Genomic DNA, 25,489 nt, shown 5'->3' with positions numbered 1-25,489 from the left:
GTTTCGTCCTCACGCGGCCAAAGGCACGCGGCACAGGCCCAGCATCAACGCACGCCAGCCTTGCAGTTCCGGCTTGCCCGGCTTGCGCTCGCCGAAGAACTGCGCGATCAGGTCGCCGCTGGACGCGTACAGTTCCAGCGACGTCACCCAGCCATCGCTGGTGGGTTTGTTCACCACCCAGGCCGAAGCGATGGCGCTGGTGTCCAGGTGCAGGTTGAAGGCCGGATCCAGCACGTTGAACCAGGGGCCGGTGCGGCGCAGCTGCCGCACCGGGCCGGTGTGAATCTGGATCATGCCGCGGTTGCCCACGAAGCACATGATCGACAGGCCGCTGGCCGCCGCCGACTCCAGCATCCGTTCCACCGAGTCGGCCGGCACCGTCTGCGCCAGGTCCTCGCCGGCCGCGGCCAGCGCCGCCAGCCGCGACACCTTGAACTTGCGCAGCAGCGGAAAGAACTCGTGCGTGTCCTGCATGCCCAGCCAGGCCTGGCGCCATTGCGCGCTGTCCTCGACCCGCGGCGCTTCGTCAGCGGGCATGTAGGGCGTGGTCTCGGGCCAGCGCGAGGCGCCGGCGAACCGGGCCACCAGCGCGTCGTAGGCGGCCACGTCGGTGGCCTCGGTACGGTAGACCTTGTGCACCGCCACGCCCGCGCCGTCGAAGAACTGCAGGCTGTGACGGCCGTCCTGCTCGACCGCCCAGGCGGACTTCCAGCAAGAGAAGAACACCCGCAGGTCGATGTCGGGCCCCAGCACCAGGCCGACCGGGCCATCGGCCTGGATGTCCAGGTACGCGCCATGGCGCTCGTGCACGCACCAGTCGTTGCGCGTCAAGGCCATCACGCGTCCGAGCGTGCCCAGTTCGCGAAAGATCGCCTGCGGCTCGCCATGCAGCTCGATCGCCTTGACGCCGCCGCTGCCGGCGGCGAGCCATTCGGCCTCGGACACGCCGAGTTCCCGGGCCAGGTTGCGGGCGCGCAGGCCGGGATGGGACGCTGCCAGCGCTTCGTGGCGGGCGCGCAGCTCGGCGGCGCGGGTGTCGAAATCGGGTTGCTTCACTTCGTTGCTCATCGCGGGCTCTCCGGCCGGAAAGGAAAATCGGGGCTGCCACCGCTGGCGCGCGGCGGCGGCAGCGCGGGTCAATATTGATACGTCAGTGAGACGCGCAGGCTGCGTCCCGGTTCCGTGTACTCGTCCACCGGCCGCGGCAGCGCCGTGGCGCCGGCGGTCGGCACATTGATGGCTTCCCAGTACTTCTTGTCGAACAGGTTGAACACACCGGCCTGCACCTGCAGGCCCTTCACCGAGGCCGGGCGCCAGTAGCCCATCAGGTCCACCACGCCATAGCCCGGCGGCGGCGGCGGCCGGCCACAGCGCCACGGCCAGGGCGGCCAGTGCGGTGGCAATACGCAGCGCCAGGGCCAGGCGGGTCAGTCGGCATAGGGCCTCTCGGTCGAGTGAATAGCCGCGCGCGGCAGGATCGTCACCCAATACGCGCTGCGGTAGCGCACCTGTACCGGCAGCGTGGACGGCAAGGCCGCCAGCACCGCGTCGGTGTCGTGCAATTGGAACGCCCCGGAGATCCGCAGCCCGGCCACCTCCGGGTCGCAACGCAACACCCCTGGCCGATAGCGGCCCAGCTCGGCCGCGAATGCGTCCAGGCGCCAGGCGCTGGCGTGCAGCACGCCGCGCGTCCAGTCGGCGGCGTGCGGATCGGCGGGCTCGGGGCGGGGCACGTCATCGCCGCGCAACCAGGCCTGCTCGCCGGCCGCCAGCGCCGCCCAGGTATCGGCCCGGCCCAGCATCACACGGCCTTCTTGCACGCTGACCCGGCAGGCCGCGCCCGTTTCCTGCACGCAGAATCGCGCCGCCTGGGCCTGGATGTCGCCCTGCCGCGTGCGCACCGCGCGCGCGGGCCGCGGCAGGCCCGCCAGCATGGCGTCGATTTCCTGGAGCGCCTCGAGGATCAGCAGGCGCTGCTCCGGCGACGGTGCCTGCGCCTCGGGCATGGCGGCCAGCGCGTCGAGGTAGGCCTGTTCGAGCGAGCGGCGCCGGTACAGGTTCAGCACCAGCCGCTTGGCGACGGTGGTCAGGTAGGCGCGCGGCTCGCGCAACGCAGCGAGTTCGTGGCGATGGCGCAGCACGCGCACGAAGGTGTCCTGGGCTAGGTCGGCGGCATCCGACGGATTGCCCAGCCTGCTCCGCAGCCAGCTGTGCAGCCATCCGTGGTGCGCGCGGTAAAGCAAGTGGACAGCGTCGCCGGAGGCTGGCGCAAGGTTGGACACGGTGGACTCCCGAACAGGCTCGATCACAAATACAAATCAATCTCATTCTAAATGGAAAATCCGGCCGCAGGTCAAGCGCCGCCTTGACGATATGATGGGGACGGACTTGGCCGCCGCGAGCGGCGGCCGGCCCCGGCCCGTGCCGGCCCCCCGCAATATCAACGGTTCCCTGCCATGTCCTATAGCGCCTTCAAGCTCATCCACCTGCTGGCCGTGATCCTCTGGGTCGGCGGCATGCTGTTCGCCCACTGTTTCCTGCGGCCGGCGGCGGCGCAACTGGAGCCGCCGCAACGGCTACGGCTGATGAACGCAGTGCTGGGCCCATTCCTGAACGCCGTGCTGGCCGCCGTCGTACTGATTCTTGCCACCGGCGCGGCAATGATCGGCCAGGAGGCGGCCCAGGCCGCGCGCAGTGGCGGCGCCTTCTTCATGCCGCGCGCGTGGACCGTGATGGCCGCGGGCGGGCTGCTGATGACGGCCATCTACGCCTACATCCGCGCGGCGCTCTATCCGCGCCTGCGCGCGGCGGTGGCCGCTTCGGAATGGCCGCGCGGCGGCCTGGCCATGGCCAGCATCCGCCGTTGGGTCGGCGTCAATCTGCTATTGGGGCTGGCCATCGTCGCGGCCGTTTTCCTGCTCTAGGGGTATCGGCCGCCTACGTCGCAGCTATCGGCCAACCGGGGTTGGCTATCGGATTTCTTTGGACTGGTGCAATACGCCTTACATCCGGCGTGGCGACACTTGAGCGGACTCTCGCGGGTCCCACATAAAAGGAAAATCCATGATCAAGCGTATCCTGCCCCTGGCCGCCCTCGGCCTGTCCTTCGCCACCCTCGCCGCCGCCCACGCCGCCGCCCCCATCGACAACAGCGCGCTGGAACAATCCGCGTTCCGCCCGCACAAGGCCACCTATGGCGTGGTGTACCGCCTGCCCCAGGAAGTCAACGCCGTGCTGGACGCCAAGGTCAACGCCACGCTCAAACAGGACCTGCTGGCGCTGGGCCTGAAGACCGAGGCCGAAACGCCCAACATGCCCCACGTCACGGTGGTCCACATCCATAGCGCCGACCCCGCCACCCCGCAACGCATGCTGCAGGCGCTGCCCAAACCGCCGGCGCCGCTGGCCATCACGCTCAAGGGCTTCTATCCGACCGAAGCCGCCAAGGGCGCGGGCCATCCGTGGTGGCTGGACCTGGGCGTGGTCAAGAGCGGCCCGGGCTTCGAGGCCATGATGGCCTATAACACCGTGGCCACCGCTGCCCTGGCGCCGCTGCGCGACGGCCCGCTGCCGCGCGTGACCGGCCCGGTCTACGCCAAGATGTCGGAGGCCGGCCGCGCCCTGGTCAAGTCGGTCGGCGTGAGCGGCGTCAACGTCATGCGCGACGGCCAGGAAGTGCGCGCCCACAACCCGCACACCACGCTGGTCTACAGCATGGCGCGGTATGACGAACGCCTGGCCGACGCCATGAAACAGGAAGCCGCCAAGTTCAACGCCGCGCTGCCCGACGGCATCGCCACCACGTTCAAGGACGTGTCCATCGTCGAGATCGGCTTTGCCGGTAACGTGCTGCGCGAAATCTACCGTGTCAGCCTGGAAGACGGCTCCACCCTCGACGTGGCCAGCGGCAAGCCGGTCAACCGCTGAGCCGGACGGTTCGCCCCGCGGGCCGCGCGCGTCTGATTGGCGGCGCGGCCTGCGGGGCGGAGAGGGCGGCGGGCGAGACTTCCCGCTGCTGCCATTCCGTGGCAGCATTGGGCCGTCCCGCCCGCCGCCCTCTCCGCCCCGTCCCATGTCCCGCGCCGAACGACTCCTCGACCTGCTGCAGATCCTGCGGCGCCATCGCCTGCCCATCAGCGGCCAGCGCCTGGCGGCCGACCTGGGGATCAGCCTGCGCACGCTGTACCGCGATATCGCCACGCTGCAGGCCCAGGGCGCCGGGATCGAGGGCGAGCCCGGCGTCGGCTACGTGCTGCGGCCCGGCTTCATGCTGCCGCCGCTGATGTTCAGCACCGAAGAGATCGAAGCGCTGGTGCTGGGCACGCGCTGGGTCGCCGGGCGCTCCGACCCGCGCCTGGGCCAGGCCGCGGCCAACGCGCTGGCCAAGATCAGCGCGGTCCTGCCCCAGGAACTGCGCGACGAACTCGACGCCATCCCATTGCTGGTCGGCCCCAGCAGTTGGGCGGTGGCCGACCGGGTCGACCTGTCCCAGATCCGCCAGGCGATACGCGGCGAACAGAAAATCGCCATCACCTACCGCGACGACAAGGGCGCCGACTCGCAACGCGTCATCTGGCCGTTCGCGCTGGGGTTCTTCGATAGCGTGCGTATCGTCATGGCCTGGTGCGAGCTGCGCCAGGACTACCGCCATTTCCGCACCGACCGCATCGCCACGCTCGACCCCGGACCGCGCTACCCGCGCCGCCGCCATGCCCTGCTCAAGGAGTGGCGCGTCATCAACGCGGCTCATTGCGACGGCTGCTGACGCGGCCGCCGGCGCGGTGCGACATCGGCGCGCGGACTACTGACAAAATCTGACAGCATGCCTCTCTAAGATGAGCGCTCATTCAACCAGGAGCGCATCATGTCCGCCAAGAACTTCGTCATCTTCTACGTCGACAAACCCGAGGCCAGCGCGGCGTTCTATAGCGCGCTGCTGAACCGTCCGCCGGTCGAAAGCTCGCCCACCTTCGCGCTGTTCGCGCTCGACTCCGGCCTGATGCTGGGGCTGTGGTCGCGCCACACCGTCGAGCCGGCGGCGGCCGGCCGCGGCGGCTGCACCGAACTGGCCTTCACCGTCCCCGACGCCGAAGCCCTCGGCCAATGCCATCGCGACTGGAGCCTGCGCGGGCTGGCCATCCTGCAGGCCCCCACCAACATGGACTTCGGCCGCACCTTCGTCGCGCTCGACCCCGACGGCCATCGCCTGCGCGTGTTCTCGCCGGCGCCCGACACCGTGCCCGCCGCCGACGAACCGGTCACGATCCCGGCCTTCCCAGGGGCCTGATCCCCGGGCCGGCGCAGCCAGCGCCACGAACGTGGCCGGCCCCCACGGCATGCGCCGGTTGCGCAGGGCGGCGCCGACGCGGCGGCCGACTGCCGGCCTGCGCGATGCGCTTTCCGTGAACTAGGAGCGCTGCCCGCGCGCTTGCAGCACCACCGCCGCGGCGCGCTTGCGGAACAGCAGCAGGTACAACGCCGCCAGCACCAGCAGGAACGGCACGCCGAACACCAACGTCATCTTGAACACGCCAGTGAAGGAGGTCGTCACCAGGATCGCCAGCATCGCGCCGGCGCCCAGCAGCGTCAGCAGCGGAAAGCCCGGCATGCGGAACGACAGCGCGGCGCCGCCTTCGCGCGCCCAGCGGCGGCGAAAGAAGTAATGCGTGACGAAGATCATCATCCACGTGAACAGCGCGCCGAACATCGAGATCGCCATCATCAGCGTGAACGAGGTTTCCGGATACCGCACATTCAGCACGGTGGCGATGGCGATGCCGCTGGTCGACAGCAGCAGCGCGTTCAGCGGCGTGCCGCTGCGCGTCAGCCGGCCCAGCGCCGCCGGCGCATGGCCGGCGCGCGACAGGCTGAACATCATGCGAGTGGTGATATACAGCTGGCTGTTCATGGCCGACAGCGCCGCCACCAGCACGATGAAATTGATGACGCCGGCCGCGTACGGCACCTTCACCGCTGCCATCACCGTCACGAACGGGCTGCCGCCCTTGCCGGCCTGGTCCCACGGCACGATGGCCAGGATCAGCGCCAGCGTCAGCAGGTAGAACACCACCAGCCGCACGATGGTGGCGCGAAACGCCTGTTTCACCGCGCGCTCGGGGTCTTCGGCCTCGCCCGCCGCCACCGCGATCATCTCCACGCTCAGGTAGCTGAAGATCGAGATGACCACCGCGATCCACATGCCCCACACGCCGTTGGGGAAGAAGCCGCCGTGTGCCGTATATTGCGCCGCGCCGTACTGCGGATTGCCCCAGACCACATAGGCGCCCAGGATGATGAACGCCACGATGGCGCTGATCTTGATGGTCGAGAACCCGTATTCGATGGTGCCGAACGCCTTCACGCTCATGGCGTTGATGAAGATCAGCGCCGCCGAGAACAGGCAGACCCATTGCCAGCCCGGTACCGCCGGGAACCAGAACTTCATGTACTCGGCCACCGCGGTGACCTCGGTGCCCACTGCCAGCACCACGCACGACCAGTACGCGTAGCGCACCAGAAAGCCCGCCAGCGGGCCGATGTAGTGCTCAGCGTAGGCGCCGAACGAGCCCGAGGTGGAATGCGCCACCGTCATCTCGGCCAGGCAGCCCATCAGCAGCAGCGTGATCAGCCCGCCGATGGCGTAGCTGATGATGACGCTGGGGCCGGCAAAGCCGATCGCGAACTTGCTGCCCAGGAACAGGCCGGTGCCGATGGCCCCGCCGATCGCGATCATGCTCATCTGGCCGGACGTCAGACGGCGCTTGAGCCCCTGCTCCCGTTCGGCGATCTTGCCGAAGCCTTGTTGTTGATTCATTGTCTCCTCCGGTACTGCGCGCTCTTGCTGGATGTCGCTTGGGCCGGTGCGCGGCGGGTCAGGTCACGGCCGAGCGCTGCTTGAACTCGGGCGTGTCCCAAGCCTTGCTGTCGAGCACATCCTTGAGGATTTCCACCGCGTCCCAGACATCGGCATAGCCGAAATACAGCGGCGTCAGGCCGAAGCGCAGCACCTCGGGTTCGCGGTAGTCGCCGATCAGGCCGCGCGCGATCAGCGCCTGCATGACCTCGTAGCCGTTGGGATGGCGCAGGCTGACATGGCTGCCGCGCGCGGCGTGTTCGCGCGGCGTCACCAGCGTCAGCGGATGGCCGGCGCAGCGTTCCTCGACCAGGGCGATGAACAGGTCGCCCAGCGCCAGCGACTTCCTGCGCACCTCGGCCATGTCGGCCTCGCGCGCCACGTCCAGGCCGCACTCGACCATGGCCAGCGACACGATCGGCTGGGTGCCGCACAGGTAGCGGCGGATGCCGCCGGCGGGTTCATAGGCGACGGTCATGTCGAACGGCCGCTGGTGGCCCCACCAGCCCGACAGCGGCTGCCAGAAGTCGGGAATATGGCGCGGCGCGACCCAGATGAAGGCCGGCGAGCCCGGGCCGCCGTTCAGGTATTTATAGGTGCAGCCCACGGCATAGTCGGCGTCGGCACCGTTCAGGTCCACCGGCACCGCGCCGGCGGCGTGCGCCAGGTCCCAGATGACCAGCGCGCCGCGCGCGTGCGCCTGGCGCGTGACCGCCGCCATGTCGTGCATCTGGCCGCTGCGGTAGTTGACGTGCGACAGCAGCACCACCGCCACGTCCTCGTCCAGGGCGCGGTCCAGCGGCAGTTCGTCGTCGATCAGGCGCATCTCGTAGCCCTGCTGCAGCAGGTCGATCATGCCCTGGATCATGTACAGGTCGGTGGGGAAATTGTCGCGCTCGGACAGGATCACGCGGCGCTCGGGGTGGCGCTTCTGCTGGATGCGCAGGCTGGCCGCCAGCGCCTTGAAGATGTTCAGCGAGGTGGTGTCGGTGATGACCAGCTCGCCTTCCTTCGCGCCCAGCAGGCCGGCCAGCTTGTCGCCCAGCCGCGACGGCAGCTCGAACCAGCCGGCGGTGTTCCAGCTGCGGATCAGGCCCGTGCCCCATTCCTGGGTGATGACTTCGGCGGCGCGCGCGGCGGCGGCGCGCGGCATCACGCCCAGCGAGTTGCCGTCCATGTACAGCACGCCGGGCGGCAGATCGAAACGCGCCTTCAGCGGCGCAAGGGGGTCCTGCCGGTCGGCGGCGACGCAGGCTTCGCGGGTGTTCATTCACGGCTCCTTGAGGCAATGGGCTGGCTACATACTATCAGCGTGAACCAGCCGAAAACTTGCAAAATCAGGCGTGACTTACCCTGGAATTTCGCATTAAATTGCGCCATCAGCCATTTTTCAGAATTGGATTGCACCATGCAGCTGGACACCATCGACCATCGCATCCTCTACCGCCTGCAGGAGAACAGCCAGCTCAGCAACCAGGACCTGGCCGAGCAGGTGGCCCTGTCGCCCTCAGCCTGCCTGCGGCGGGTGCGGGCGCTGGAAGAAGGCGGCTTCGTGCGCGGCTACCGCGCCGTGCTCGACGCCGAACGGCTGGGTTTCGAACTGGAAGCCATCGTGCACGTGTCGCTGGACCAGTCGCGGCCGGGCTGGCACGAGGAATTCCTGGCCGGCATCGCCCTGCATGACGAAATCACCGAAGCCAGCATTGTCACGGGCGCCTCGAACTACATCCTGACCGTGCGCACCCGCAACCTGGCGGCGTTCTCGCAGTTCGTCGAGGACAAGCTCAGCAAGCTCGCCGGCGTGCGCGATCTGTGTTCGCATATCGTCATGCGCAAGATCAAGGATCGCGGCGGCATGCTGCCGCTGGCGCCCTGGCGCTGACGGCCCCCCGCGGCGTTCAGGCGTATCGCAGGAAGCCGAACACCGTGACGAAATGGCAGGCCGATCCGCCCATGACGAACAGGTGCCAGATGCCATGGGCATGGCGCCAGCGCTTGTCATTGGCGTAGAACACCGTGCCCACCGTATAGAGCGCGGCCCCGGCCAGCAGCCAGGCCAGCCCGGCGCCCGACAGCGCGCCGGCAATGGGCGCGGCGCACATCACCCCCAGCCAGCCCATCGCCAGGTACAGCGGCAGGGCCGGCGCGGCGCCGCGCGCCCACCACAATTCGCGGCCAATGCCATACAGCGCCAGCAGCCAGATCGCCACCGCCATGGCGGCGCCCCATCCCAGTTCCGGCGGGACGAAGGCCAGCGGCGTATAGGTGCCGGCGATCAATAGATAAATAGCGCAATGGTCGGCCTTGGCCCACAGCGCCTTGCGGCGCCCGCGCGAGCAGTGATACAGCACCGAGGACGCGTAGACCGCGATCATCGACGCCGCGAACACGGCGCAGGCCGCGATCTGGCGCGCGTCCACCCTGAGTTCCGCGGCCCGGGCGATCAGCGCGGCCGAGGCGGCCACCGCCAAGGCCAGGCCGGCCAGATGCGTGGCCCCGTTGAAACGCTCTCCCTGGTACATGCTGTCCCTCTCCCGCGCGCAGGCGTGGCGCCGACGCTTTCCATCTTGCCCACGCCATGTGACAGCCTGGGGTCAGGGGTCCGGGAGGGGCGCCGCCAGACGCGGCGTGAAAAGCCGCGTCATCCGGGCGCGGCGCCGCGAAGCGGCGGCGGCTCAGGCGATGAAGTCGACCGCCGCCGGGTAGCCTTCCAGCGCGCGCGCCGCCAGGATGGCGCGCTGCACCGCGATCGCCATGGCCTCGGCCGCCATCACGCCCAGCAGCATCATGTTGGCGGGTTTGTTGACGGCGCCCGTGCCCAGCGCGAACACGGTATCGCCATCGAGCATGGTGTGGATCGGGTTGATGGTGCGCGCCAGGCCGTCATGCGCGCTCTGCGCCATCTTCTGCGCCTGGGCCTTGGTCAGCCTGACATCGGTCGCCACCAGCCCGATGGTGGTGGCCGCGCCCTCGCGCATCGAGGTCGGCAGGTCGCCCGCCAGGATCGCCGCGCGCGTGTCCAGCAAGGTCTTGCCGTCGGCGCTGCGGGCGCCGGCCAGCACGTGGCCAGTGGCCGGATCGACCACGTCGCCGACCGCGTTGACCGCCACGATCGCGCCCACGGTGACGCCCGCCACGGTCAGCGAAGCGCTGCCCAGGCCGCCCTTCATGGCGCGCTTGGCGCCGTACAGCTTGCCGACCGTGGCGCCGGCCCCGGCGCCGACATTGCCCTCCTGCGGCGGCTTGGCGCTGGCCGCCTTGCAGGCCTGGTAGCCGGCCGCCGCGTCGGGCCGGATCGAGGCGTCGCCCACGCCCAGGTCGAACAGGATGGCGGCCGGCACGATCGGCACGTGCGCCACGCCCACGTCGAAGCCGATCTTGCGCTCTTCCAGATAGCGCATGACGCCGGTGGCGGCCTCCAGGCCAAAGGCGCTGCCGCCGGCCAGCATCACCGCGTGCACTTTCTCCACCATGTTGACCGGGTTGAGCAGGTCGGTTTCGCGCGTGCCGGGCGCGGCGCCGCGCACATCCACGCCCCCGGTGGCCCCCGCCTCGGCGATGATGACGGTGCAGCCGGTCGGCCGCCGGGTGTCGGTGTAGTGCCCCACCTTGAGGCCGGCCACGTCGGTAATGCTGCCGCCGCCGGGCACCCGGCGCAAACCGCTGGCGCCCTGCGCCGGCATCACGCCCGCGGATGCCGCGACGCCCGCCGCCGCCATCATGAAAGCCCGCCTGTTCCATTGTTGTTGCACGCCTGTCTCCATCTGGATATCACCTGGATGCCCCCGGGCCAGGCGGCCCGGGGCGCGAATGCCGCATATGACTTGCCGCTATATTTTTACTATTCCTTATGCTTTGTGGAAAAATAGACGCGTTGTTAGAGTGCGGCTACACCGGAAGGCGGCGCGCTGCGCGGGCCTTTCGCAGTGATCTCTCATCCGTGGAGCATTGCCATGAAACTCTTGCGCTCGTTGTTCATCGCCGGCCTGATCCAGGCCGCCGCCCTGTCCGCCGCCCATGCCCAGTCGGGGCTGGACCAGATCAAGTCCGCCGGCGTGTTCAAGATCGGCACCGAAGGCACCTACGCGCCCTTCACCTACCACGACGCCTCCGGACAGCTTACCGGGTTTGACGTCGACATCGGCCGCGCCATCGCCCAGCGCCTGGGCGTCAAGGCCGAATTCGTCGAAGGCAAGTGGGACGGCCTGATCGCCGGGCTCGACGCCAAGCGCTACGACGCCGTCATCAACCAGGTCGGCATCACCGACGCGCGCCGCGCCAAGTACGACTTCTCCGACCCCTACATCTCGTCGGCCGCGGTGCTGATCGTGCGCGACGACAACACCACCATCAAGTCATTCGCCGACCTCAAGGGCAAGAAGTCCGCCAACACGCTCACCAGCAACTTCGGCAAGCTGGCGCAGCGCCACGGCGCCGAGGTGGTCGCGGTGCAGGGTTTCAACGAAGCCATCGACCTGCTGACCTCGGGCCGCGTCGAAGCCACCGTCAACGACAACCTGTCGTTCCTGGATTTCAAGAAGCACAAGCCCAACGCCAAGGTCAGGATCGCCGCCACCGACAAGGCCGCCGAATTCAGCAACTCCGGCGTGCTGCTGCGCAAGAACAATCCCGAACTGGTGGCCGCCATCAACAAGGCGCTGGCCGACATCAAGGCCGATGGCACCTACAAGACCATCTCGGTCAAGTACTTCGGCACGGACCTGTCGGCGCAGCAATAAGCGGGCCGTTCCATGACGCTCCCCATCTGGCTGCGCGACGCCCTGCCCGACTGGATCCTGGCCCAGCTCGACGCCCTGACGGTGCCGGCCTGGGTGCAGTTGATGGCCGACTCGTTCTGGCCCCTGCTGCACGCCGGGCTGGTGTTCACCGTGCCGCTGACGCTGATGTCGTTCGCGCTGGGGCTGGCGCTGGCCTTCGTAGTGGCGCTGATCCGGCTGTTCGGACCGGCGCCGCTGGTGGCGCTGGTGCGCTTCTACGTCTGGCTGATCCGCGGCACGCCGCTGCTGGTGCAGTTGTTCGTGATCTTCTACGGCCTGCCCAGCGTCGGCGTGGTGCTCGACCCGCTGCCGGCGGCGTTGATCGGCTTCACCCTGAACGTCGGCGCCTACAACTCCGAAGTGATCCGCGGCGCCATCGAGTCGATTTCCAAGGGCCAGTGGGAAGCCGCCTATTCACTGAGCATGACGCGCGGCCAGGCCCTGCGCCGCACCGTGCTGCCGCAGGCCGCGCGGGTGGCGGTGCCGCCGTTGTCGAACGCCTTCATCGCCCTGGTCAAGGACACCTCGCTGGCCGCCGTGCTGACGGTGCCCGAGATCTTCCAGGCGGCCCAGCGCATCGCCGCCGTCACGTATGAACCGCTGATCCTGTACACCGAGGCCGCGCTGATCTACCTGGTGTTCAGTTCGGCGCTGTCCGCCGCCCAGGTGCGCCTGGAACGGCGCTTCGGCCGGCATGCGGTGTTTTCCGAGAACAACCGATGATCCGCCTGGAACAGATCGAAAAATCCTTCGGCGGCAACCTGGTGCTCAAGCGCGTCGACGTGGCCATCGCCGAGGGCAGCGTCACCGCCCTGATCGGCCCGTCCGGCAGCGGCAAGAGCACCCTGCTGCGTTGCGTCAACCTGCTGGAAGTGCCCGACCGCGGCACGCTCGAAATCGGCCCCGAGCGGGTCGATTTCGAACCCGGCCTGAAGCTGGCGCGCGACCAGGTGCAGCGGGTGCGCAAGCAGACCGGCATGGTGTTCCAGAACTTCCAGTTGTTCCCGCACCAGACCGTGATCGGCAATGTGATGGAAGGGCTGGTGACGGTGCAGAAGTGGCCGGCCGACCGCGCCCGCGCGCGCGCCGAGGAACTGCTGCGCAAGGTCGGCATGTTGGACAAGGCCGAGGCCTGGCCCGCCAACCTGTCGGGCGGCCAGCAGCAGCGCGTGGCCATCGCCCGTGCCTTGGCGCCCGCCCCCCGCGTGCTGCTGTGCGATGAGCCGACCTCGGCGCTCGACCCCGGCCTGGCGGCCGAAGTGGTGGACGTGCTGCGGCAGTTGGCCACCGAGGGCATGACCATGCTGATGGCCACCCACGACCTGCGCCTGGCCGCCAGCGTCTCGCGCGAAGCGGTGTTCCTGCTCGATGGCAACGTGGTCGAATCCGGCGCCTCGCGCGACCTGTTCACCCGGCCGCGCGACCCGCGCACCGCAACGTTCATCTCGACGCTGACGCAGGAGACCGGCCAGATCGGTTGAGGCGGCGCCCGGCCGCCCGAAGGCCGGGCAGCCCCCTCGGGGGGCAGCAAGCGCGCAACGCGCGCGCCGCGTGGGGCCTATCACCGCCCCGGCAGGGATCCCGCCGGATCGACCGCCTGGCCGTCGTACCGCAACTCGAAGTACAGTCCGACCTGCTTGCTGTCGCTGTTGCCCATTTCGGCGATCTTCTGGCCCTGGCTCACCCGCTGGCCTTCCTTGACCAGCAGCTTGCGATTGTGCGCATAGATGCTGAGGAAACTGGCGTTGTGCTTGACGATCACCAGATGCCCATAGCCGCGCAGGCCGCTGCCGGAATAGGCGACGGTCCCGGCGGCGGCGGCCACCACCGGCGTGCCCGAGGCATTGGAGATGACAATGCCGTTCGAGCCCGACCCGTCGTAGCCGCGCGTCACCTTGCCCTGCGCCGGCCACACCAGCGAGATCGCCCCTGGCGGCGCGGTGCGCCGCTTGCCCATCGACGACGCCGACGCGCGCGACCCGCCCGAGGCCTTGGGACGTGACTTGGAGCGTGCCGAACCGCTGGCCTGGCCGGCCGGCGGCGCCACCCGTAGCATCTGACCGACCTCGATGGCATTGGTGTTCGACAGCTTGTTCCAGCGCGCCAGGTTGGATACGCTGGTGCCGTGCTTGCGCGCGATCTGCGTCAGCGTGTCGCCCGACTGCACCCGGTAATAGCCGGGCTGGACCTTGGGCGTCGTGCCGCAGGCCGTCAGCAATGCCAGCAATGCGGCCAGCAACACCAGCCGGACCCGGCGCAGGATGCCGCGGGCGGGCGGACATGCCCGGGCGAGGCCGGAAACGGCGGTGGAATCGAAGGCGGGCAGGGTCTGGGCGGGCAAGGAGTGCACTGAGTCCTGGAACGGAGTGGAATCGACTGCGTCCAAGGGTACCAAGATTTTCGGATGGCGGTACGCGCGCGCCAGCTTTCGCGGACCGGGCGGTGCCGTGTATAACCCGCTGATCGCCGCGAGCCCCGGCTCGCCCTGTGCCACAGCGTCTGCAAGGAACCATATGGGAATGCCCCAAGCACCGCGAAGAAATCCATACTGCCTGCTATGGGCCGTCCCGTATCTGCTGTGCGGGGTCTTCTCGCGCCTGCTCAACGATCCGGTCAGCCATGCCGTATTCGTCTGGCTGCCACCGGGCGTGGCCGTCGGCGCCTATCTGCTGACCCGGCGCCAGAACTGGCCGCTGCTGCTGGCCGCCTTCTTCTGCGCCCAGCTGGCGCTCACCAGCTTCACTCGGGGCCAGCCCGCCACGGCGCTGGTGTTCGCCATCAACGCCAGCGTGTCCAGCCTGCTGGCGGCCTGGACAGTCCGGCGCCTGACGCCGCGCGAAGGCGGACTGGGACTGGTGGCGGCGCTGCTGGCCGGCGCGGTGGCCGGCGCCGCGCTCTCGGCGCTGCTGGGCGGCGGCTGGCTCTGGCTGACGCAGGCCAGCGACGCCCTGGTCCGGCTGCGCACCTGGGTCGCGGCCTATCTGGCCGGCATCCTGATCCTGGCGCCGGCGCTGACCGGGTGGGCCCATTTCCGGCCGCGCCGTTCGGGTGGCCCGCGCATGCGCGACCTGGCGCTGGGCGTGATCGCCTACGCCGGCCTGATCGTATCGACCTTCATGACCTTCGACGGCGAAATGATCAGGAACCTGCCCTATGTCGTCACGTTCGAACTGACCTATCTGCCGCTGGTGTTCGCGGTGCTGGCCGCCTTGGTATGGGGGCCGCTGGGCGGCACCCTCGCCGTCGTCACCCTGACCGGGATGGCGTTGTACCAGAGCGCGCAGGGCGAAGGCCCTTTCGTCGAGGCCAATGACCCCTGGCACGTGCTGCTGGCCACCCAGGTCTATCTGGTGGTCACGGCGCTGCTGATCCTGCTGGTCAACACCCTGCGCGGCGCCCGCGCGCAGGAACTCGAAAACGCCGAGCAGTGGCGCGGCCGCTTCGACCTGGCGCTGGCGGGCAGCCACCAGCTGATGTACCGCTACAGCCCGTTTGACGGCTCGCTCGAACTGGCCGGCGATGTGCAGGGCGCCTTCGGCGTGCAGGCTGCCGCGCTGGCCAACCTGGATGCGTTGCTGGCCCTCGCGCACCCCGACGACCGCGCACGCCTGACGCTGCATTGGGGCGCGCGCCGCGCCGGCGCCCAAGACCGCACGCCGCTGTTGTTCCGCATGGCGCATGCCGGCGGCGGCTGGCGCGTGGTCAGCGACCGCGGCTCGCCGCTGGAGGATTTCGACGGCAGCGTGGCCGTGGTGGCGGGCATGTGGCGTCTCGGTGACATCGAGCAGGCCGATGTCCACTAGCACGGGCGCCCTGCTCATCCATGGCCTGGGCGGCACCCAATACGACCTGGGATCGCTGCACAAGACCCTCAAGCGCGCCGGCATCGAGACGCACACGCTGACCCTGCCCGGCCATGGCACCACGCCCGAAGATCTGCTGCCGGTGCGCGCCGAGGACTGGATCGACGCCGTCACCGCCCGCTACCGCGAAGTGGCCGCCCGCCACGACACCCTGCACGTGATCGGCATGTGCCTGGGCGCGCTGCTGGCGGTGGAGTTGTGCAAGCGCGTGCGGCACCGCCAGGGCAAACTGGTGAGCCTGGCGGCGCCCGTCTTCATCGACGGCTGGAGCACCCCCTGGTACCGCGGCCTGCGCAAGCTGGTTTACCGCATCCCAGGCCTGGCGGCGCGCATGCGGGTCGAGGAAGAAGAACCTTACGGCATCAAGAATGAACTGGTCCGCTCCATCGTCAAGGCCAAGTTCGAGCGCGGCGAAAATTTCCATTACCGCTGGGTGCCGCTGGCCTGCATCCGCGAGGTGGACCGGCTGCGCCGCTTCGTGCAGCGCGGCCTTGACGCCATCGCCTGCCCCAGCCTGATCATCCACGCGCACGAGGACGAGCTGACCTCGGTGCGGTCGGCCCGCTTCCTGAACGACGCCATTGCCGACAGCCGCATGGTTCTGCTGGACAACAGCTATCACATGATCTGCGTGGACAACGACCGCGATCAGGTCGCCGCCGACATCCTGCAGTTCATGGACCGGTCCCCCGCCCCCGCGCGTGCGGGCCGCGCCGCCGCCATGAGCGCGGACCAGGCCGAGCGCCTGCTGGGCCAATACCGCGAGGCAATGCTGTCGGGCCGCTTCGAGGACCTGTTTCCGCTGTTTGCCGAGGACGTCGTCTGGCAGGAAGGCGGCGACACCCCCCTGAGCGGCGTCTACCACGGCCGCGGCGGATTGATCGACCTGTTCTCGCGCGTGATGGACTACTCGCGCAATACCTTCACGGTTGCCAGCGTCGGCCCGCCGGCGCCGGCCGGACGCGGCTTCGCGATGCCGCTGGCCTTCCAGGTGCGCGACGGCGCCACGCCCTGCCACGGCGCCGCCACCCACACGCTGCGCCTGCGCAACGACAGCATCGCCAGGGTCACCTCGCAGGCCGTCGATCCGGCCGCCGCCGACGCCCTGTGGCGGCGGCTGGCCGTGGCCAGCGGCCTGGAACCCGAAGGCGACGCCATGGACCCGGCCACCCAGGCCATCCCGGCCGACGCCCTGGAAGACGCCTTCGAGGCCGCGGTGATCGCACTGCGCGCCCTGCCGCAAGCCCCTTCCCTGAACGTCGCCATTCGCCTGCACGCCTACGAGCAGCAGGCGCGGCGGGGCGATGCCCCGCCGCAGGACGCCCCCGATGCGCCCCTGCGCGCCCGGATCGATCTGGCCGCCTGGCGCCTGCTGGCAGGCCTGCCCGCGGACCAGGCCCGGCGCCGCTATATCGCCCTGATCCGACGCCTGGATCCGGACACCTGAAGCACGCTCGCCGCCGCTCGGCCTACAATCGCGCCATGTCCGCCCCGATCCGACCTCCGCGAACCCGCAACGCCCTGAGCGTGCGCGTCGTGCTGTGGCTGGCGTTCCTGGCGGTATTGCTGCGCGCCGCGGTGCCGCAGGGGTACATGCCCGACGCCCGCGCGCTGCACGATGGCCGGATCGAAGTCACCTTCTGCTCGGCCGCCGGCGACCTGTCCTCGCTGCAGCTGGCGCTGTCACCCGCGGGCAGGCACGACGCGGGGTCCGGCTCCCACTCCGGCGCCGATACCGGCGCGCAGTGCCCGTTCGGGCTGCTGGCGCACCTCACGCCCGCCCCCGCCCCGTTCCTGGCGCCGCTGGCGCTCGCCGCTGCCGGGCCCGCGCTCCTGCGCGCGCCGGTCCCGCTCGCGCTGCCCGTGCAGCCAGCCCAAGGGCCGCCGCTGGGATCGCGCGCCCCGCCTCGCGCCGCCTGACCCCGCCCTCCCGCGCGGCGCCGCCGCGCCTGTGCGAACCGTCAAGCAACGAGGTTTCAATGCATGCTCTTCCCATGCGCGCCCCCCTGGGCGCGCCGCCGGCGCCCGACCGTCATCGGCGCCGCCTGCTGTCGGCCCTGGCCCTGCTGCCCCTGGCCGGCTGCGGCCCCGACGCCCCCAAGATCAACGGCATGGATCTGTCCAGCATGCCCACCGGCGATTTCCAGCTGCGCGATACCGACGGCCATCCGCGCCAACTGGCCGACTATCGCGGCAAGACCGTGATGCTGTTCTTCGGCTTCACCCAATGCCCCGACATCTGCCCCACCGCGCTGACCCGCGCACTGGAAATCAAAAGCCTGCTCGGGGCCGACGCCGCCAAGTTGCAGGTGCTGTTCATCACCGTGGACCCGGAACGCGACACGCCGGACATCCTGCGCGCCTACATGCAGGCCTTCGACCCCGCGTTCGTGGGCCTGCGCGGCGACGCCGAGCAGACCCGCGCGGCCGCGCAATCCTTCAAGGTGTTCTACCAGAAGGTGCCGACCGGCTCGTCCTACACCATGGATCACACCGCGCTGACCTACGTCATCGACGCCCAGGGCAAGCTGCGCCTGGCCCTGCGACACCAGCAGAGCGCCGAGGAATGCGCCGCCGACCTGCGCACCGTGCTCTGATCCCCCGCCAACTCCAAAGGAATTTCCAATGACCATGACCACCACCTTCAAGTCCCTTGCCTGCGCCTTCTCCCTGGGCGCCCTGATGCTGGCCAGCGCGCCCGCCTCGGCGCAGGACGCCACCCTCAAGGTCGAGGACGCCTGGGTCCGCGCCACGGTGCCCAACCAACATGCCACCGGCGTCTTCATGCGCCTGACCTCGTCGACCGCGAGCCGTCTGGTCGGCGTCGAATCCGCCGCCGCCAAGCATGCCGAGGTGCACGAAATGGCGATGCAGGACAACGTCATGAAGATGCGCCAGGTGCCCGCCATCGACCTGCCGGCCGGCAAGCCGGTGGAACTCAAGCCGGGCGGCTACCACGTCATGCTGATCGACCTGGCGAAACAGATCTCCGTGGGCGACCCGGTGACCCTGACGCTGCTGGTGCAGGACGCCGATGGCAAGCAGCGGCGCGTGCCGGTGACGGCCGAGGCCCGCCCGCTGGCCGCGGCGGCCGCGCCGGCCGGAAGTCACAAGCACTGAAGCAGCACAGCGAAATACGGGCACCGCCTCGCCGCAAGCGGATTGACAGCTGTATGTCAAGCTTGAAATAGCTGTTTGCCCGACAGCCCGCGTTTCCTGCAACGCCATGGCGCGCGGCCGGTCGAATTGAAAAAGGCCGGACGCGCCGCCAGGCGGCGCCCCGGACATGCATCGTCCGCATCCCAGGAAATCGCCCCCATGCCGCAACGGGGACGACGGCGCGGCCTGCCTCCAGGCCGTTTGCTTTGATTGCCAGGAGCGTTTCATGAAGACATTGACAGCCACCTTGTTGCTCTGCGCCGGCCTGACCGTCGCCGCAACCGTGCAAGCCCAGCCGGCCCAGGCCCCGGCCGCCCAGTACAAGCGCGATCTGTACGGCAATTGGCGGGTCAGCTATCCCGCGCCCGCCGCCAAGACCTCGGACCAGGTATCCTCCGAACTGGCCCGCGCCAAGGCCGACGGCCAGTACACCTTCGGGCAGGAAGACTACCCGCCCGCCATTGCGTCCAGCGGCCCCGGCGAAAGCCGGGCCCAGGTCGAACAGCAACTCCAGACCGCCGAAATGCAAGGGCAAATGGCGTCCGACCAGGAAAGCTATCCGCCGGTGCTCATGGCCCATAGCGGCACGTCCGACATTCAATAATAAGGGACGCACCGCAGCCTGCGGCCCGTCCTGATTCCTCATACAATGCCTGCACACATCCGCCGCCGGCGGCCTCCCGGGGCCCGGCGGCAGTGCGGCGCCCCCACGCCGCCCTGGATGCCAGCGTTCCGCGCAGCCGGGCGCCCGATCCGCCGGCGATAGACCGGCAACCCTGTGTCTGGATATGCCCGGTAGTTCCGCCTTCTCCTTCCTGCGTACCCTCTGCAGCCTGCGCTGGCTCGCCATCGCGGGCCAGGCTGCCACCATCCTGGTGGCCAGCGCCGTGCTCGGCCTGGCCCTGCCGCTCGAACCGCTATGGATCGGCGTGGGCGTGCTGATCGGCTTCAACGTCTACGCCAGCCTGCGCCTGCGCCACAGCCGCGACCTGTCGCCCGCCACCGCCTTCGGCCACCTGCTGGTGGACATGGCGGTGCTGGCCTGGATGGTGGGCTGGAGCGGCGGCCTGAGCAATCCGTTCGGCATGATGTTCCTGATCCTCACCGCCCTGGCGGCGCTGGCGCTGCCGCGCAACTGGGCGCTGGCGGCGGCGCTGGCGGGCATCTCCGGCTATTTCGCCGCCGCCATCTTCGGCCAGCCGCTGCGCGGCGACCTCAACACCCATACGCTGCTGTTGTGGGGCCTGGGCGCCAACTTCCTGATCTCCGTGGTGGTGGTGCTGGTGTTCAGCACCCGCCTGGCGGCGGACCTGCGGGCGCGCGAACGCGAGCTGGCGCGGCTGCGCGAACGCTTCACCCGCAACGAGGGCATCGTCGCGCTGGCCACCCACGCCGCGGCCATGGCGCACGAACTGAACACCCCGCTGGCCACCATGACCCTGCTGGCCGACGAGATCGCCGCCGAGGTCAAGGAACCCGAACTCAAGCAGGACGTCGCCACCCTCAGCCAACTGCTGGCCCTGTGCCGGGAACGTATCCGCAATCTGGCGGTCCCAACCGCCGTGGACCTGGTGCGCGTGGTGGGGCAGTGGCGCCTGATCCGCCCGACCATCGACCTGCGGCGATCGGGCACACTGCCGGCCAGCCTGCGGGTCGATCCGGCCATCGCCCACCTGCTGCAGGCCCTGCTGAACAACGCGGCCGACGCCGGCGAGGCCGCCAGCGAGCCGCGCGTCGACCTGCACCTGGAATACGGCTATGGCGCCCTGCGCGGCGAAGTGCGCGACTACGGCCACGGCTTCGACCCCGACCACACGCTGCTGCCGGCCACCAGCCTGTTCAACAGCGGCAAGCCCGGCGGGCTGGGCGTCGGCCTGGCCCTGTCGCACGCCACCGTCGAGCAGATGGGCGGTGAAATGACCATGACGGCCGCCGATGGCGGCGGCACCCGCATCCGCTTTTATTTACCTCTCGGTAGCTCCGGGACCTGATATGTTGAATCCCACCGACCTTGGCCTGCTGATCGACGACGACGAGCTCTACGTGCGCACCCTGCAGCGCAGCCTGTCGCGCCGCGGCCTGGAAACCCGCACCGCCACCAGCATCGCCGAGGCGCTGCGCGTGGCCGAAGAAATCCGCCCCGCCTTCGCGCTGGTCGACCTGCGCCTGGGCGAAGACTCCGGCCTGACCCTGATCCGCCCCCTGCGCGCCCTGCGCGCCGACATGCGCATCCTGCTGGTCACCGGCTACGCCAGCGTGGCCACCGCGGTCGAAGCCATCAAGCGCGGCGCCGACGACTACCTGCCCAAGCCCGCCACCGCGCCCATGATCCTGCGCACCCTGGGCCTGGTGAAACCGGAATCCGTTACCATCGAGAGCACCATGACGCCCTTGCACCGCCTGGAATGGGAGCACATCCACCAGGCCCTGCATGAGACCGGCGGCAACGTCTCGGCCGCCGCCCGCCTGCTGGGCATGCACCGGCGCTCCCTGCAGCGCAAGCTGGCCAAAAAACCGGGGCCGGAACGCGAGGTCCTGGTCGACTGATTGGCGCGGACGCCACACATCGCAACAATCTCTTTTTGTGCAGGTGCGACATATCGTCGCACTCACTTCCTCTCCACAACGCCCGCTCCCGCCTGGGAAAACCCTAGACCGGCCGCGTTGAGGGCAAAAGCCCACAGGGCAATGCGACCATTCGTCGCACGCTTGACCCAGGTCAAACCGATAGGATGGACGTTGCTGCCTAGCAGCATTCCAGTCTGCTGCTCCGCAGCATTTCCCACCTTCCATCCAAGGCTGTACGTGAAACACCCCCTCCTTGCGACCCTTACGCGCATTTTTGGCGTCGGCGCGGTCATGCTGCTTGGCGGCTGCAACATGGAAATCCTCTCCCCCAAGGGAGATATTGGCGCTCAGGAAAAGACCCTGCTGTTCACGGCAACCGGTCTGATGCTCCTGGTGGTGATCCCGGTCATCATCATGGTCCTGACGTTTGCCTGGAAATACCGCGCATCCAATACCAAAGCCGACTACCAGCCCAAGTGGGCCCACTCCACGGCGATCGAAGTCGTGGTCTGGACCATCCCGTGTGTCATCGTGGCGATCCTGGCCGTGATCACCTGGCGCTCCACCCACGCGCTCGATCCCTACAAGCCGCTCGTCTCCGAGCACAAGCCGGTCACCATCGAAGTGGTGTCGCTGGATTGGAAGTGGCTGTTCATCTACCCCGAGTACGACATCGCCACGGTCAACGAGATCGCGTTCCCGGTCGACGTCCCGGTCAATTTCCGGATCACCTCGGCCTCGGTCATGAACTCGTTCTTCATTCCCCAGCTGGGTAGCCAGATCTACTCGATGGCCGGCATGGAGACCAAGCTGCACCTGAACGCGCGCGAACCCGGCACCTACGCCGGCATCTCGGCCAACTACAGCGGCGCCGGCTTCTCCGGCATGCGCTTCAAGGCCATCGCCACGTCCCAGGAAGGCTTCGACAACTGGGTCAAGCAAGCCAAGGCTTCCGGCACCGCGCTGACCCCGGCCGTGTACCAGGAACTGACCAAGCGCAGCGAACACAACCCGGTCGCCAGGTACGCCTCGGTGCCGCCGTCCATGTTCGACTACATCCTGGGCAGCACCATGTCCAAGATGGCCGGCGTCGAAGACGCCACGTGCACCCCCACGTCGAATAATCTTGTTGCAGGATTGACTCAATAATGCTCGGGAAACTTACCCTCGAGGCCATTCCGTACCATGAACCCATCGTCATGGTTACGCTGGCCGCCGTGTGCCTGGGAGGCCTAGCGGTCTTCGGCGCCATCACCTACTTCCGCAAGTGGAAGTATCTCTGGACCGAATGGCTGACCTCGGTCGACCACAAGCGCATCGGCGTGATGTACATCATCGTCGCGCTGATCATGCTGCTGCGCGGCTTCGCCGACGCCATCATGATGCGCACCCAGTTGGCCGTGGCATCGGCCGACTCCGCCGGCTTCCTGCCGCCGCACCACTACGACCAGATCTTCACCGCCCACGGCGTCATCATGATCTTCTTCATGGCGATGCCTTTCATCACCGGGCTGATGAACATCGTGGTGCCGCTGCAGATCGGCGCCCGCGACGTGGCCTACCCGTTCCTGAACTCGCTGAGCTTCTGGCTGTTCGGCGCCGGCGTCGCGCTGATGATGATCTCGCTGTTCGTCGGTGAATTCGCCGCGACCGGCTGGCTCGCCTATCCGCCGCTGTCCGGGCTCGATTACAGCCCAAGTGTCGGGGTGGACTACTACATCTGGGCGCTGCAGATCTCCGGGCTGGGAACAACCCTCAGCGGCATCAACTTCATCGTGACCATCCTGCGCATGCGCGCGCCGGGCATGAGCCTGATGAAGATGCCGATCTTCACCTGGACCTCGCTGGTCACCAACGTCCTGATCGTGGCCGCCTTCCCGGTGCTGGCCGCCACGCTGGCGCTGCTGACGATGGACCGCTACCTGGGCACGCACTTCTTCACGAACGACATGGGCGGCAACGTCATGATGTACGTGAACCTGATCTGGATCTGGGGCCACCCCGAGGTCTACATCCTGGTGCTGCCGGCCTTCGGCGTGTACTCCGAAGTGGTCGCCACGTTCGCCCGCAAGACCTTGTTCGGCTACAAGTCCATGGTCTACGCCACGGCCGCCATTGGCGTGCTGTCGTTCCTGGTCTGGCTGCACCACTTCTTCACCATGGGCGCGGGGGCCAACGTCAACGCGTTCTTCGGCATCGCCACAATGATCATCTCGATCCCGACGGGCGCGAAGATCTTCAACTGGCTGTTCACCATCTACCGCGGCCGCCTGCGCATCACCACGCCGGTGCTGTGGACGCTGGGCTTCATGCTGGTGTTCGTCATCGGCGGCATGACCGGCGTGATGCTGGCCATCCCCGGCGTGTCGTTCGTGCTGCACAACAGCCTGTTCCTGATCGCCCACTTCCACAACACCATCATCGGTGGCGTGGTGTTCGGGTGTATCGCCGGCATGACCTACTGGTTCCCCAAGGCTTTCGGCTTCAAGCTGAACGAACGCCTGGGCCGCTACTCGTTCTACTGCTGGTTCGTCGGCTTCTTCCTGGCCTTCATGCCCCTGTACATCCTGGGCTTCAAGGGCATGACGCGTCGCCTGAACCACTACGACAACCCCGAATGGCAGCCCTACCTGCTGGTGGCGCTGGCCGGTGCCGCGCTGATCATGCTGGGCATCTGGTTCCTGCTGCAGCAAGTGTTCGTGTCGGTGCGCCAGCGCAAGCAGAACCTGGACATCACGGGCGACCCCTGGGATGGCCGTACCCTGGAATGGTCGATCGCCTCGCCCGCGCCTTTCTACAACTTCGCCCATGTTCCTCACGTCGATGAACTGGACCAGTTCTGGGAAGACAAGCAGAACGGCAAGGCCTACAAGCGCCCGGCCAAGTACGAAGACATCCACATGCCGAAGAACACCGCCGCCGGCGTCTTCATCGGCGCGTTCGGCCTGGTCATGTGCTTTGCCCTGATCTGGCACATCTGGTGGCTGGCGATTGTCGGTTTCGTCGGCATGATCGGTTCGTTCATCGTCCGCGCCTATGACCGCGACGTCGACTACTGGGTCCCGGCCGCGGAAGTCGAACGCATCGAAAACGCCCATTTTGAAAAAATGCAGAAGGCCGCCTGAGCCATGATTCAAGCCGTAGCCACTCACCCCCACGCGGGTCACGACGATCACGCGCACCATGACGATGGATCCAAGACCGTTTTCGGTTTCTGGGTCTACCTCATGAGCGACTTGCTGATCTTTTCGGTGCTGTTCGCGACGTTCGCGGTGTTGTCCAACGCCACCGCGGGCGGTCCCACCGGCAAGGAACTGTTCGACCTGAAGTTCGTGCTGGTCGAAACCCTGTTGCTGCTGTTCTCGAGCTTCACCTTCGGCATGGCCAACCTGAACGTCCACGCCAACAACAAGAGCCGCGCAATCGGCTGGTTGATGGTCACGTTCCTGTTCGGCGCGGGCTTCATCGCGATGGAAGTCTATGAATTCCATCACCTGATCACCGAAGGCGCCGGCCCCGGCCGCAGCGCCTACCTGTCGGCGTTCTTCACGCTGATCGGCACGCACGGCCTGCACGTGACGTTCGGCCTGATCTGGATCGTCGTCATGATCGACATGGTCCGCCGCCATGGCCTGGACTCGGTCAACAAGCGCCGCCTGGCGTGCCTGAGCCTGTTCTGGCACTTCCTGGACATCGTCTGGATCTGCGTCTTCACCTTCGTCTATCTTCTGGGAGCCCTCTGATGTCGCACTCCGCTGCGGCCGCCCACGGCCACGACGATCACGCCGCCGACCACGGCACCGTGAAGTCCTACATCATCGGTTTCGTGCTTTCGCTCCTGCTCACCTTCGGCTCGTTCGGGCTGGTGATGAGCGGCGCGCTGTCCCACACCATCACCATCGCCGGTGTGGTGGCGCTGTGCGTGCTCCAGCTGCTGGTGCAGCTGGTGTACTTCCTGCACATGGGCGCTTCGAAATCGGCCCGTGACAACCTGGCCACGTTCGTCTTCACCGTGATGATCATCGCCATCATCGTCGGGGGTTCGGCCTGGGTGCTGTACAACATGAACGTCAACATGGGCCACGCCATGTAAGACCCGTCATTCCATGACGACAGACAGGCGCCGAGAGGCGCCTGTTTTTTTGGCATATTCTCAAGCGCAAGGGCGAAGATCCCTTCGCCCGCCGCGACGCCCGCGTCTATTCTGCGCTGAGCCTGCCCCTGTCGGCGGGCGCGGCGCGGGCCAGTTGGCCAGGCACGGCCTGAGC

Annotated in this window: 26 protein-coding genes and 2 pseudogenes; 20 read left to right on the top strand and 8 right to left on the bottom strand. The window is 68.1% G+C overall.

What is annotated here, in order from left to right:
- Nucleotides 1–9 precede the first annotated feature (9 nt).
- From K2W61_RS13385 to K2W61_RS13375, 3 genes and pseudogenes are all read right to left on the bottom strand, one after another.
- Nucleotides 10–1,068 (bottom strand): hemin-degrading factor, encoded by a 1,059-nt coding sequence (locus K2W61_RS13385; protein ID WP_272909294.1) that lies wholly within the window; start codon nucleotides 1,066–1,068, stop codon nucleotides 10–12.
- A 68-nt stretch (nucleotides 1,069–1,136) separates the two neighbouring features.
- A pseudogene (locus K2W61_RS13380) lies at nucleotides 1,137–1,349 on the bottom strand (hypothetical protein); the annotation flags it as partial.
- A 465-nt stretch (nucleotides 1,350–1,814) separates the two neighbouring features.
- Nucleotides 1,815–2,282: pseudogene (locus tag K2W61_RS13375) on the bottom strand (sigma-70 family RNA polymerase sigma factor); the annotation flags it as partial.
- Between the two features lie 174 nt (nucleotides 2,283–2,456).
- Between K2W61_RS13375 and K2W61_RS13370 the strand changes: the two are divergent.
- The 4 genes from K2W61_RS13370 to K2W61_RS13355 all read left to right on the top strand — a co-directional run bounded on the left by K2W61_RS13370 (nucleotide 2,457) and on the right by K2W61_RS13355 (nucleotide 5,287).
- Complete coding sequence (locus tag K2W61_RS13370) at nucleotides 2,457–2,924, top strand: CopD family protein (protein WP_175133558.1); 468 nt, start codon at nucleotides 2,457–2,459, stop codon at nucleotides 2,922–2,924.
- A gap of 139 nt (nucleotides 2,925–3,063) precedes the next feature.
- Complete coding sequence (locus tag K2W61_RS13365) at nucleotides 3,064–3,927, top strand: hypothetical protein (RefSeq protein WP_175133557.1); 864 nt, start codon at nucleotides 3,064–3,066, stop codon at nucleotides 3,925–3,927.
- 145 nt (nucleotides 3,928–4,072) lie between these two features.
- Entirely contained in the window at nucleotides 4,073–4,765 is a 693-nt protein-coding gene (locus tag K2W61_RS13360) for a helix-turn-helix transcriptional regulator (RefSeq protein ID WP_175133556.1), read from the top strand.
- A 99-nt stretch (nucleotides 4,766–4,864) separates the two neighbouring features.
- Nucleotides 4,865–5,287: a VOC family protein gene (locus K2W61_RS13355; protein ID WP_175133555.1), complete on the top strand. Its 423-nt coding sequence runs from the start codon at nucleotides 4,865–4,867 to the stop codon at nucleotides 5,285–5,287.
- A 120-nt stretch (nucleotides 5,288–5,407) separates the two neighbouring features.
- On the opposite strand, the gene K2W61_RS13350 is transcribed toward K2W61_RS13355, so the two are convergent.
- Entirely contained in the window at nucleotides 5,408–6,814 is a 1,407-nt protein-coding gene (locus tag K2W61_RS13350) for an amino acid permease (RefSeq protein WP_236755815.1), read from the bottom strand.
- 58 nt (nucleotides 6,815–6,872) lie between these two features.
- Nucleotides 6,873–8,123 carry a kynureninase gene (kynU, locus tag K2W61_RS13345; protein WP_175133553.1) on the bottom strand — a complete coding sequence of 417 codons (1,251 nt, stop codon included), beginning with the start codon at nucleotides 8,121–8,123 and terminating at the stop codon, nucleotides 6,873–6,875.
- Nucleotides 8,124–8,261: 138 nt separating this feature from the next.
- On the opposite strand from kynU, the gene K2W61_RS13340 reads away from it, so the two are divergent.
- Entirely contained in the window at nucleotides 8,262–8,735 is a 474-nt protein-coding gene (locus K2W61_RS13340; RefSeq protein WP_175133552.1) for an Lrp/AsnC family transcriptional regulator, read from the top strand.
- A 16-nt stretch (nucleotides 8,736–8,751) separates the two neighbouring features.
- Here K2W61_RS13340 and trhA read toward each other — a convergent pair whose 3' ends face one another.
- Nucleotides 8,752–9,375, bottom strand: coding sequence for a PAQR family membrane homeostasis protein TrhA (gene trhA, locus K2W61_RS13335; protein WP_236755814.1), 624 nt, complete (start codon nucleotides 9,373–9,375; stop codon nucleotides 8,752–8,754).
- A gap of 153 nt (nucleotides 9,376–9,528) precedes the next feature.
- Nucleotides 9,529–10,617 carry a P1 family peptidase gene (locus tag K2W61_RS13330; protein ID WP_175133550.1) on the bottom strand — a complete coding sequence of 363 codons (1,089 nt, stop codon included), beginning with the start codon at nucleotides 10,615–10,617 and terminating at the stop codon, nucleotides 9,529–9,531.
- Nucleotides 10,618–10,806: 189 nt separating this feature from the next.
- Here K2W61_RS13330 and K2W61_RS13325 point away from each other — a divergent pair, with 189 nt between their 5' ends.
- From K2W61_RS13325 to K2W61_RS13315, 3 genes are all read left to right on the top strand, one after another.
- Nucleotides 10,807–11,592 carry an amino acid ABC transporter substrate-binding protein gene (locus K2W61_RS13325; protein ID WP_175133549.1) on the top strand — a complete coding sequence of 262 codons (786 nt, stop codon included), beginning with the start codon at nucleotides 10,807–10,809 and terminating at the stop codon, nucleotides 11,590–11,592.
- Nucleotides 11,593–11,673: 81 nt separating this feature from the next.
- Nucleotides 11,674–12,354, top strand: coding sequence for an amino acid ABC transporter permease (locus tag K2W61_RS13320; RefSeq protein ID WP_175133652.1), 681 nt, complete (start codon nucleotides 11,674–11,676; stop codon nucleotides 12,352–12,354).
- Nucleotides 12,351–13,112: an amino acid ABC transporter ATP-binding protein gene (locus K2W61_RS13315; RefSeq protein WP_175133548.1), complete on the top strand. Its 762-nt coding sequence runs from the start codon at nucleotides 12,351–12,353 to the stop codon at nucleotides 13,110–13,112. The genes K2W61_RS13320 and K2W61_RS13315 overlap by 4 nt, the downstream gene beginning before the upstream one ends.
- An 80-nt stretch (nucleotides 13,113–13,192) precedes the next feature.
- Here the strand turns inward: K2W61_RS13315 and K2W61_RS13310 are convergent, their stop codons facing one another.
- Nucleotides 13,193–13,894 (bottom strand): peptidoglycan DD-metalloendopeptidase family protein, encoded by a 702-nt coding sequence (locus K2W61_RS13310; RefSeq protein ID WP_175133651.1) that lies wholly within the window; start codon nucleotides 13,892–13,894, stop codon nucleotides 13,193–13,195.
- 256 nt (nucleotides 13,895–14,150) lie between these two features.
- On the opposite strand from K2W61_RS13310, the gene K2W61_RS13305 reads away from it, so the two are divergent.
- The 12 genes from K2W61_RS13305 to cyoD all read left to right on the top strand — a co-directional run bounded on the left by K2W61_RS13305 (nucleotide 14,151) and on the right by cyoD (nucleotide 25,314).
- Nucleotides 14,151–15,434 (top strand): MASE1 domain-containing protein, encoded by a 1,284-nt coding sequence (locus tag K2W61_RS13305; protein WP_236755813.1) that lies wholly within the window; start codon nucleotides 14,151–14,153, stop codon nucleotides 15,432–15,434.
- Nucleotides 15,424–16,941 (top strand): acyl-CoA-binding protein, encoded by a 1,518-nt coding sequence (locus K2W61_RS13300; RefSeq protein WP_236755812.1) that lies wholly within the window; start codon nucleotides 15,424–15,426, stop codon nucleotides 16,939–16,941. The genes K2W61_RS13305 and K2W61_RS13300 overlap by 11 nt, the downstream gene beginning before the upstream one ends.
- A 35-nt stretch (nucleotides 16,942–16,976) precedes the next feature.
- Nucleotides 16,977–17,414: a DUF2946 family protein gene (locus K2W61_RS13295; RefSeq protein WP_175141704.1), complete on the top strand. Its 438-nt coding sequence runs from the start codon at nucleotides 16,977–16,979 to the stop codon at nucleotides 17,412–17,414.
- A 59-nt stretch (nucleotides 17,415–17,473) separates the two neighbouring features.
- A complete protein-coding gene (locus K2W61_RS13290) occupies nucleotides 17,474–18,091 on the top strand; it encodes an SCO family protein (RefSeq protein ID WP_175133544.1) in 618 nt (205 codons plus the stop codon).
- Nucleotides 18,092–18,119: 28 nt separating this feature from the next.
- Entirely contained in the window at nucleotides 18,120–18,614 is a 495-nt protein-coding gene (locus K2W61_RS13285; protein WP_236755811.1) for a copper chaperone PCu(A)C, read from the top strand.
- A 265-nt stretch (nucleotides 18,615–18,879) separates the two neighbouring features.
- On the top strand, nucleotides 18,880–19,257 hold the full coding sequence (locus K2W61_RS13280; RefSeq protein WP_236755810.1) for a DUF4148 domain-containing protein: 378 nt from the start codon (nucleotides 18,880–18,882) through the stop codon (nucleotides 19,255–19,257).
- Nucleotides 19,258–19,441: 184 nt separating this feature from the next.
- Nucleotides 19,442–20,644, top strand: a complete 1,203-nt coding sequence (locus tag K2W61_RS13275) for an ATP-binding protein (protein WP_175133542.1) — start codon at nucleotides 19,442–19,444, stop codon at nucleotides 20,642–20,644.
- 1 nt (nucleotide 20,645) lies between these two features.
- The gene (locus K2W61_RS13270; RefSeq protein WP_419761601.1) at nucleotides 20,646–21,200 is read left to right on the top strand and encodes a response regulator transcription factor; all 555 of its coding nucleotides are present in this window, start codon (nucleotides 20,646–20,648) and stop codon (nucleotides 21,198–21,200) included.
- 258 nt (nucleotides 21,201–21,458) lie between these two features.
- Nucleotides 21,459–22,370 (top strand): ubiquinol oxidase subunit II, encoded by a 912-nt coding sequence (gene cyoA / locus K2W61_RS13265; protein ID WP_175133541.1) that lies wholly within the window; start codon nucleotides 21,459–21,461, stop codon nucleotides 22,368–22,370.
- Nucleotides 22,370–24,346, top strand: coding sequence for a cytochrome o ubiquinol oxidase subunit I (cyoB, locus tag K2W61_RS13260; protein WP_175133540.1), 1,977 nt, complete (start codon nucleotides 22,370–22,372; stop codon nucleotides 24,344–24,346). The genes cyoA and cyoB overlap by 1 nt, the downstream gene beginning before the upstream one ends.
- Nucleotides 24,347–24,349: 3 nt before the next feature.
- Nucleotides 24,350–24,964, top strand: coding sequence for a cytochrome o ubiquinol oxidase subunit III (gene cyoC / locus K2W61_RS13255; RefSeq protein WP_175133539.1), 615 nt, complete (start codon nucleotides 24,350–24,352; stop codon nucleotides 24,962–24,964).
- Nucleotides 24,964–25,314, top strand: a complete 351-nt coding sequence (cyoD, locus tag K2W61_RS13250; protein WP_175133538.1) for a cytochrome o ubiquinol oxidase subunit IV — start codon at nucleotides 24,964–24,966, stop codon at nucleotides 25,312–25,314. The genes cyoC and cyoD overlap by 1 nt, the downstream gene beginning before the upstream one ends.
- Nucleotides 25,315–25,489: the final 175 nt, after the last annotated feature.

This window comes from Achromobacter pulmonis, from assembly GCF_021733725.1.
Classification (GTDB): domain Bacteria; phylum Pseudomonadota; class Gammaproteobacteria; order Burkholderiales; family Burkholderiaceae_B; genus Achromobacter; species Achromobacter pulmonis.
The sequence above is the reverse complement of the archived record's forward strand: the minus strand, read 5'-3'. Positions and strand labels throughout refer to the sequence as shown.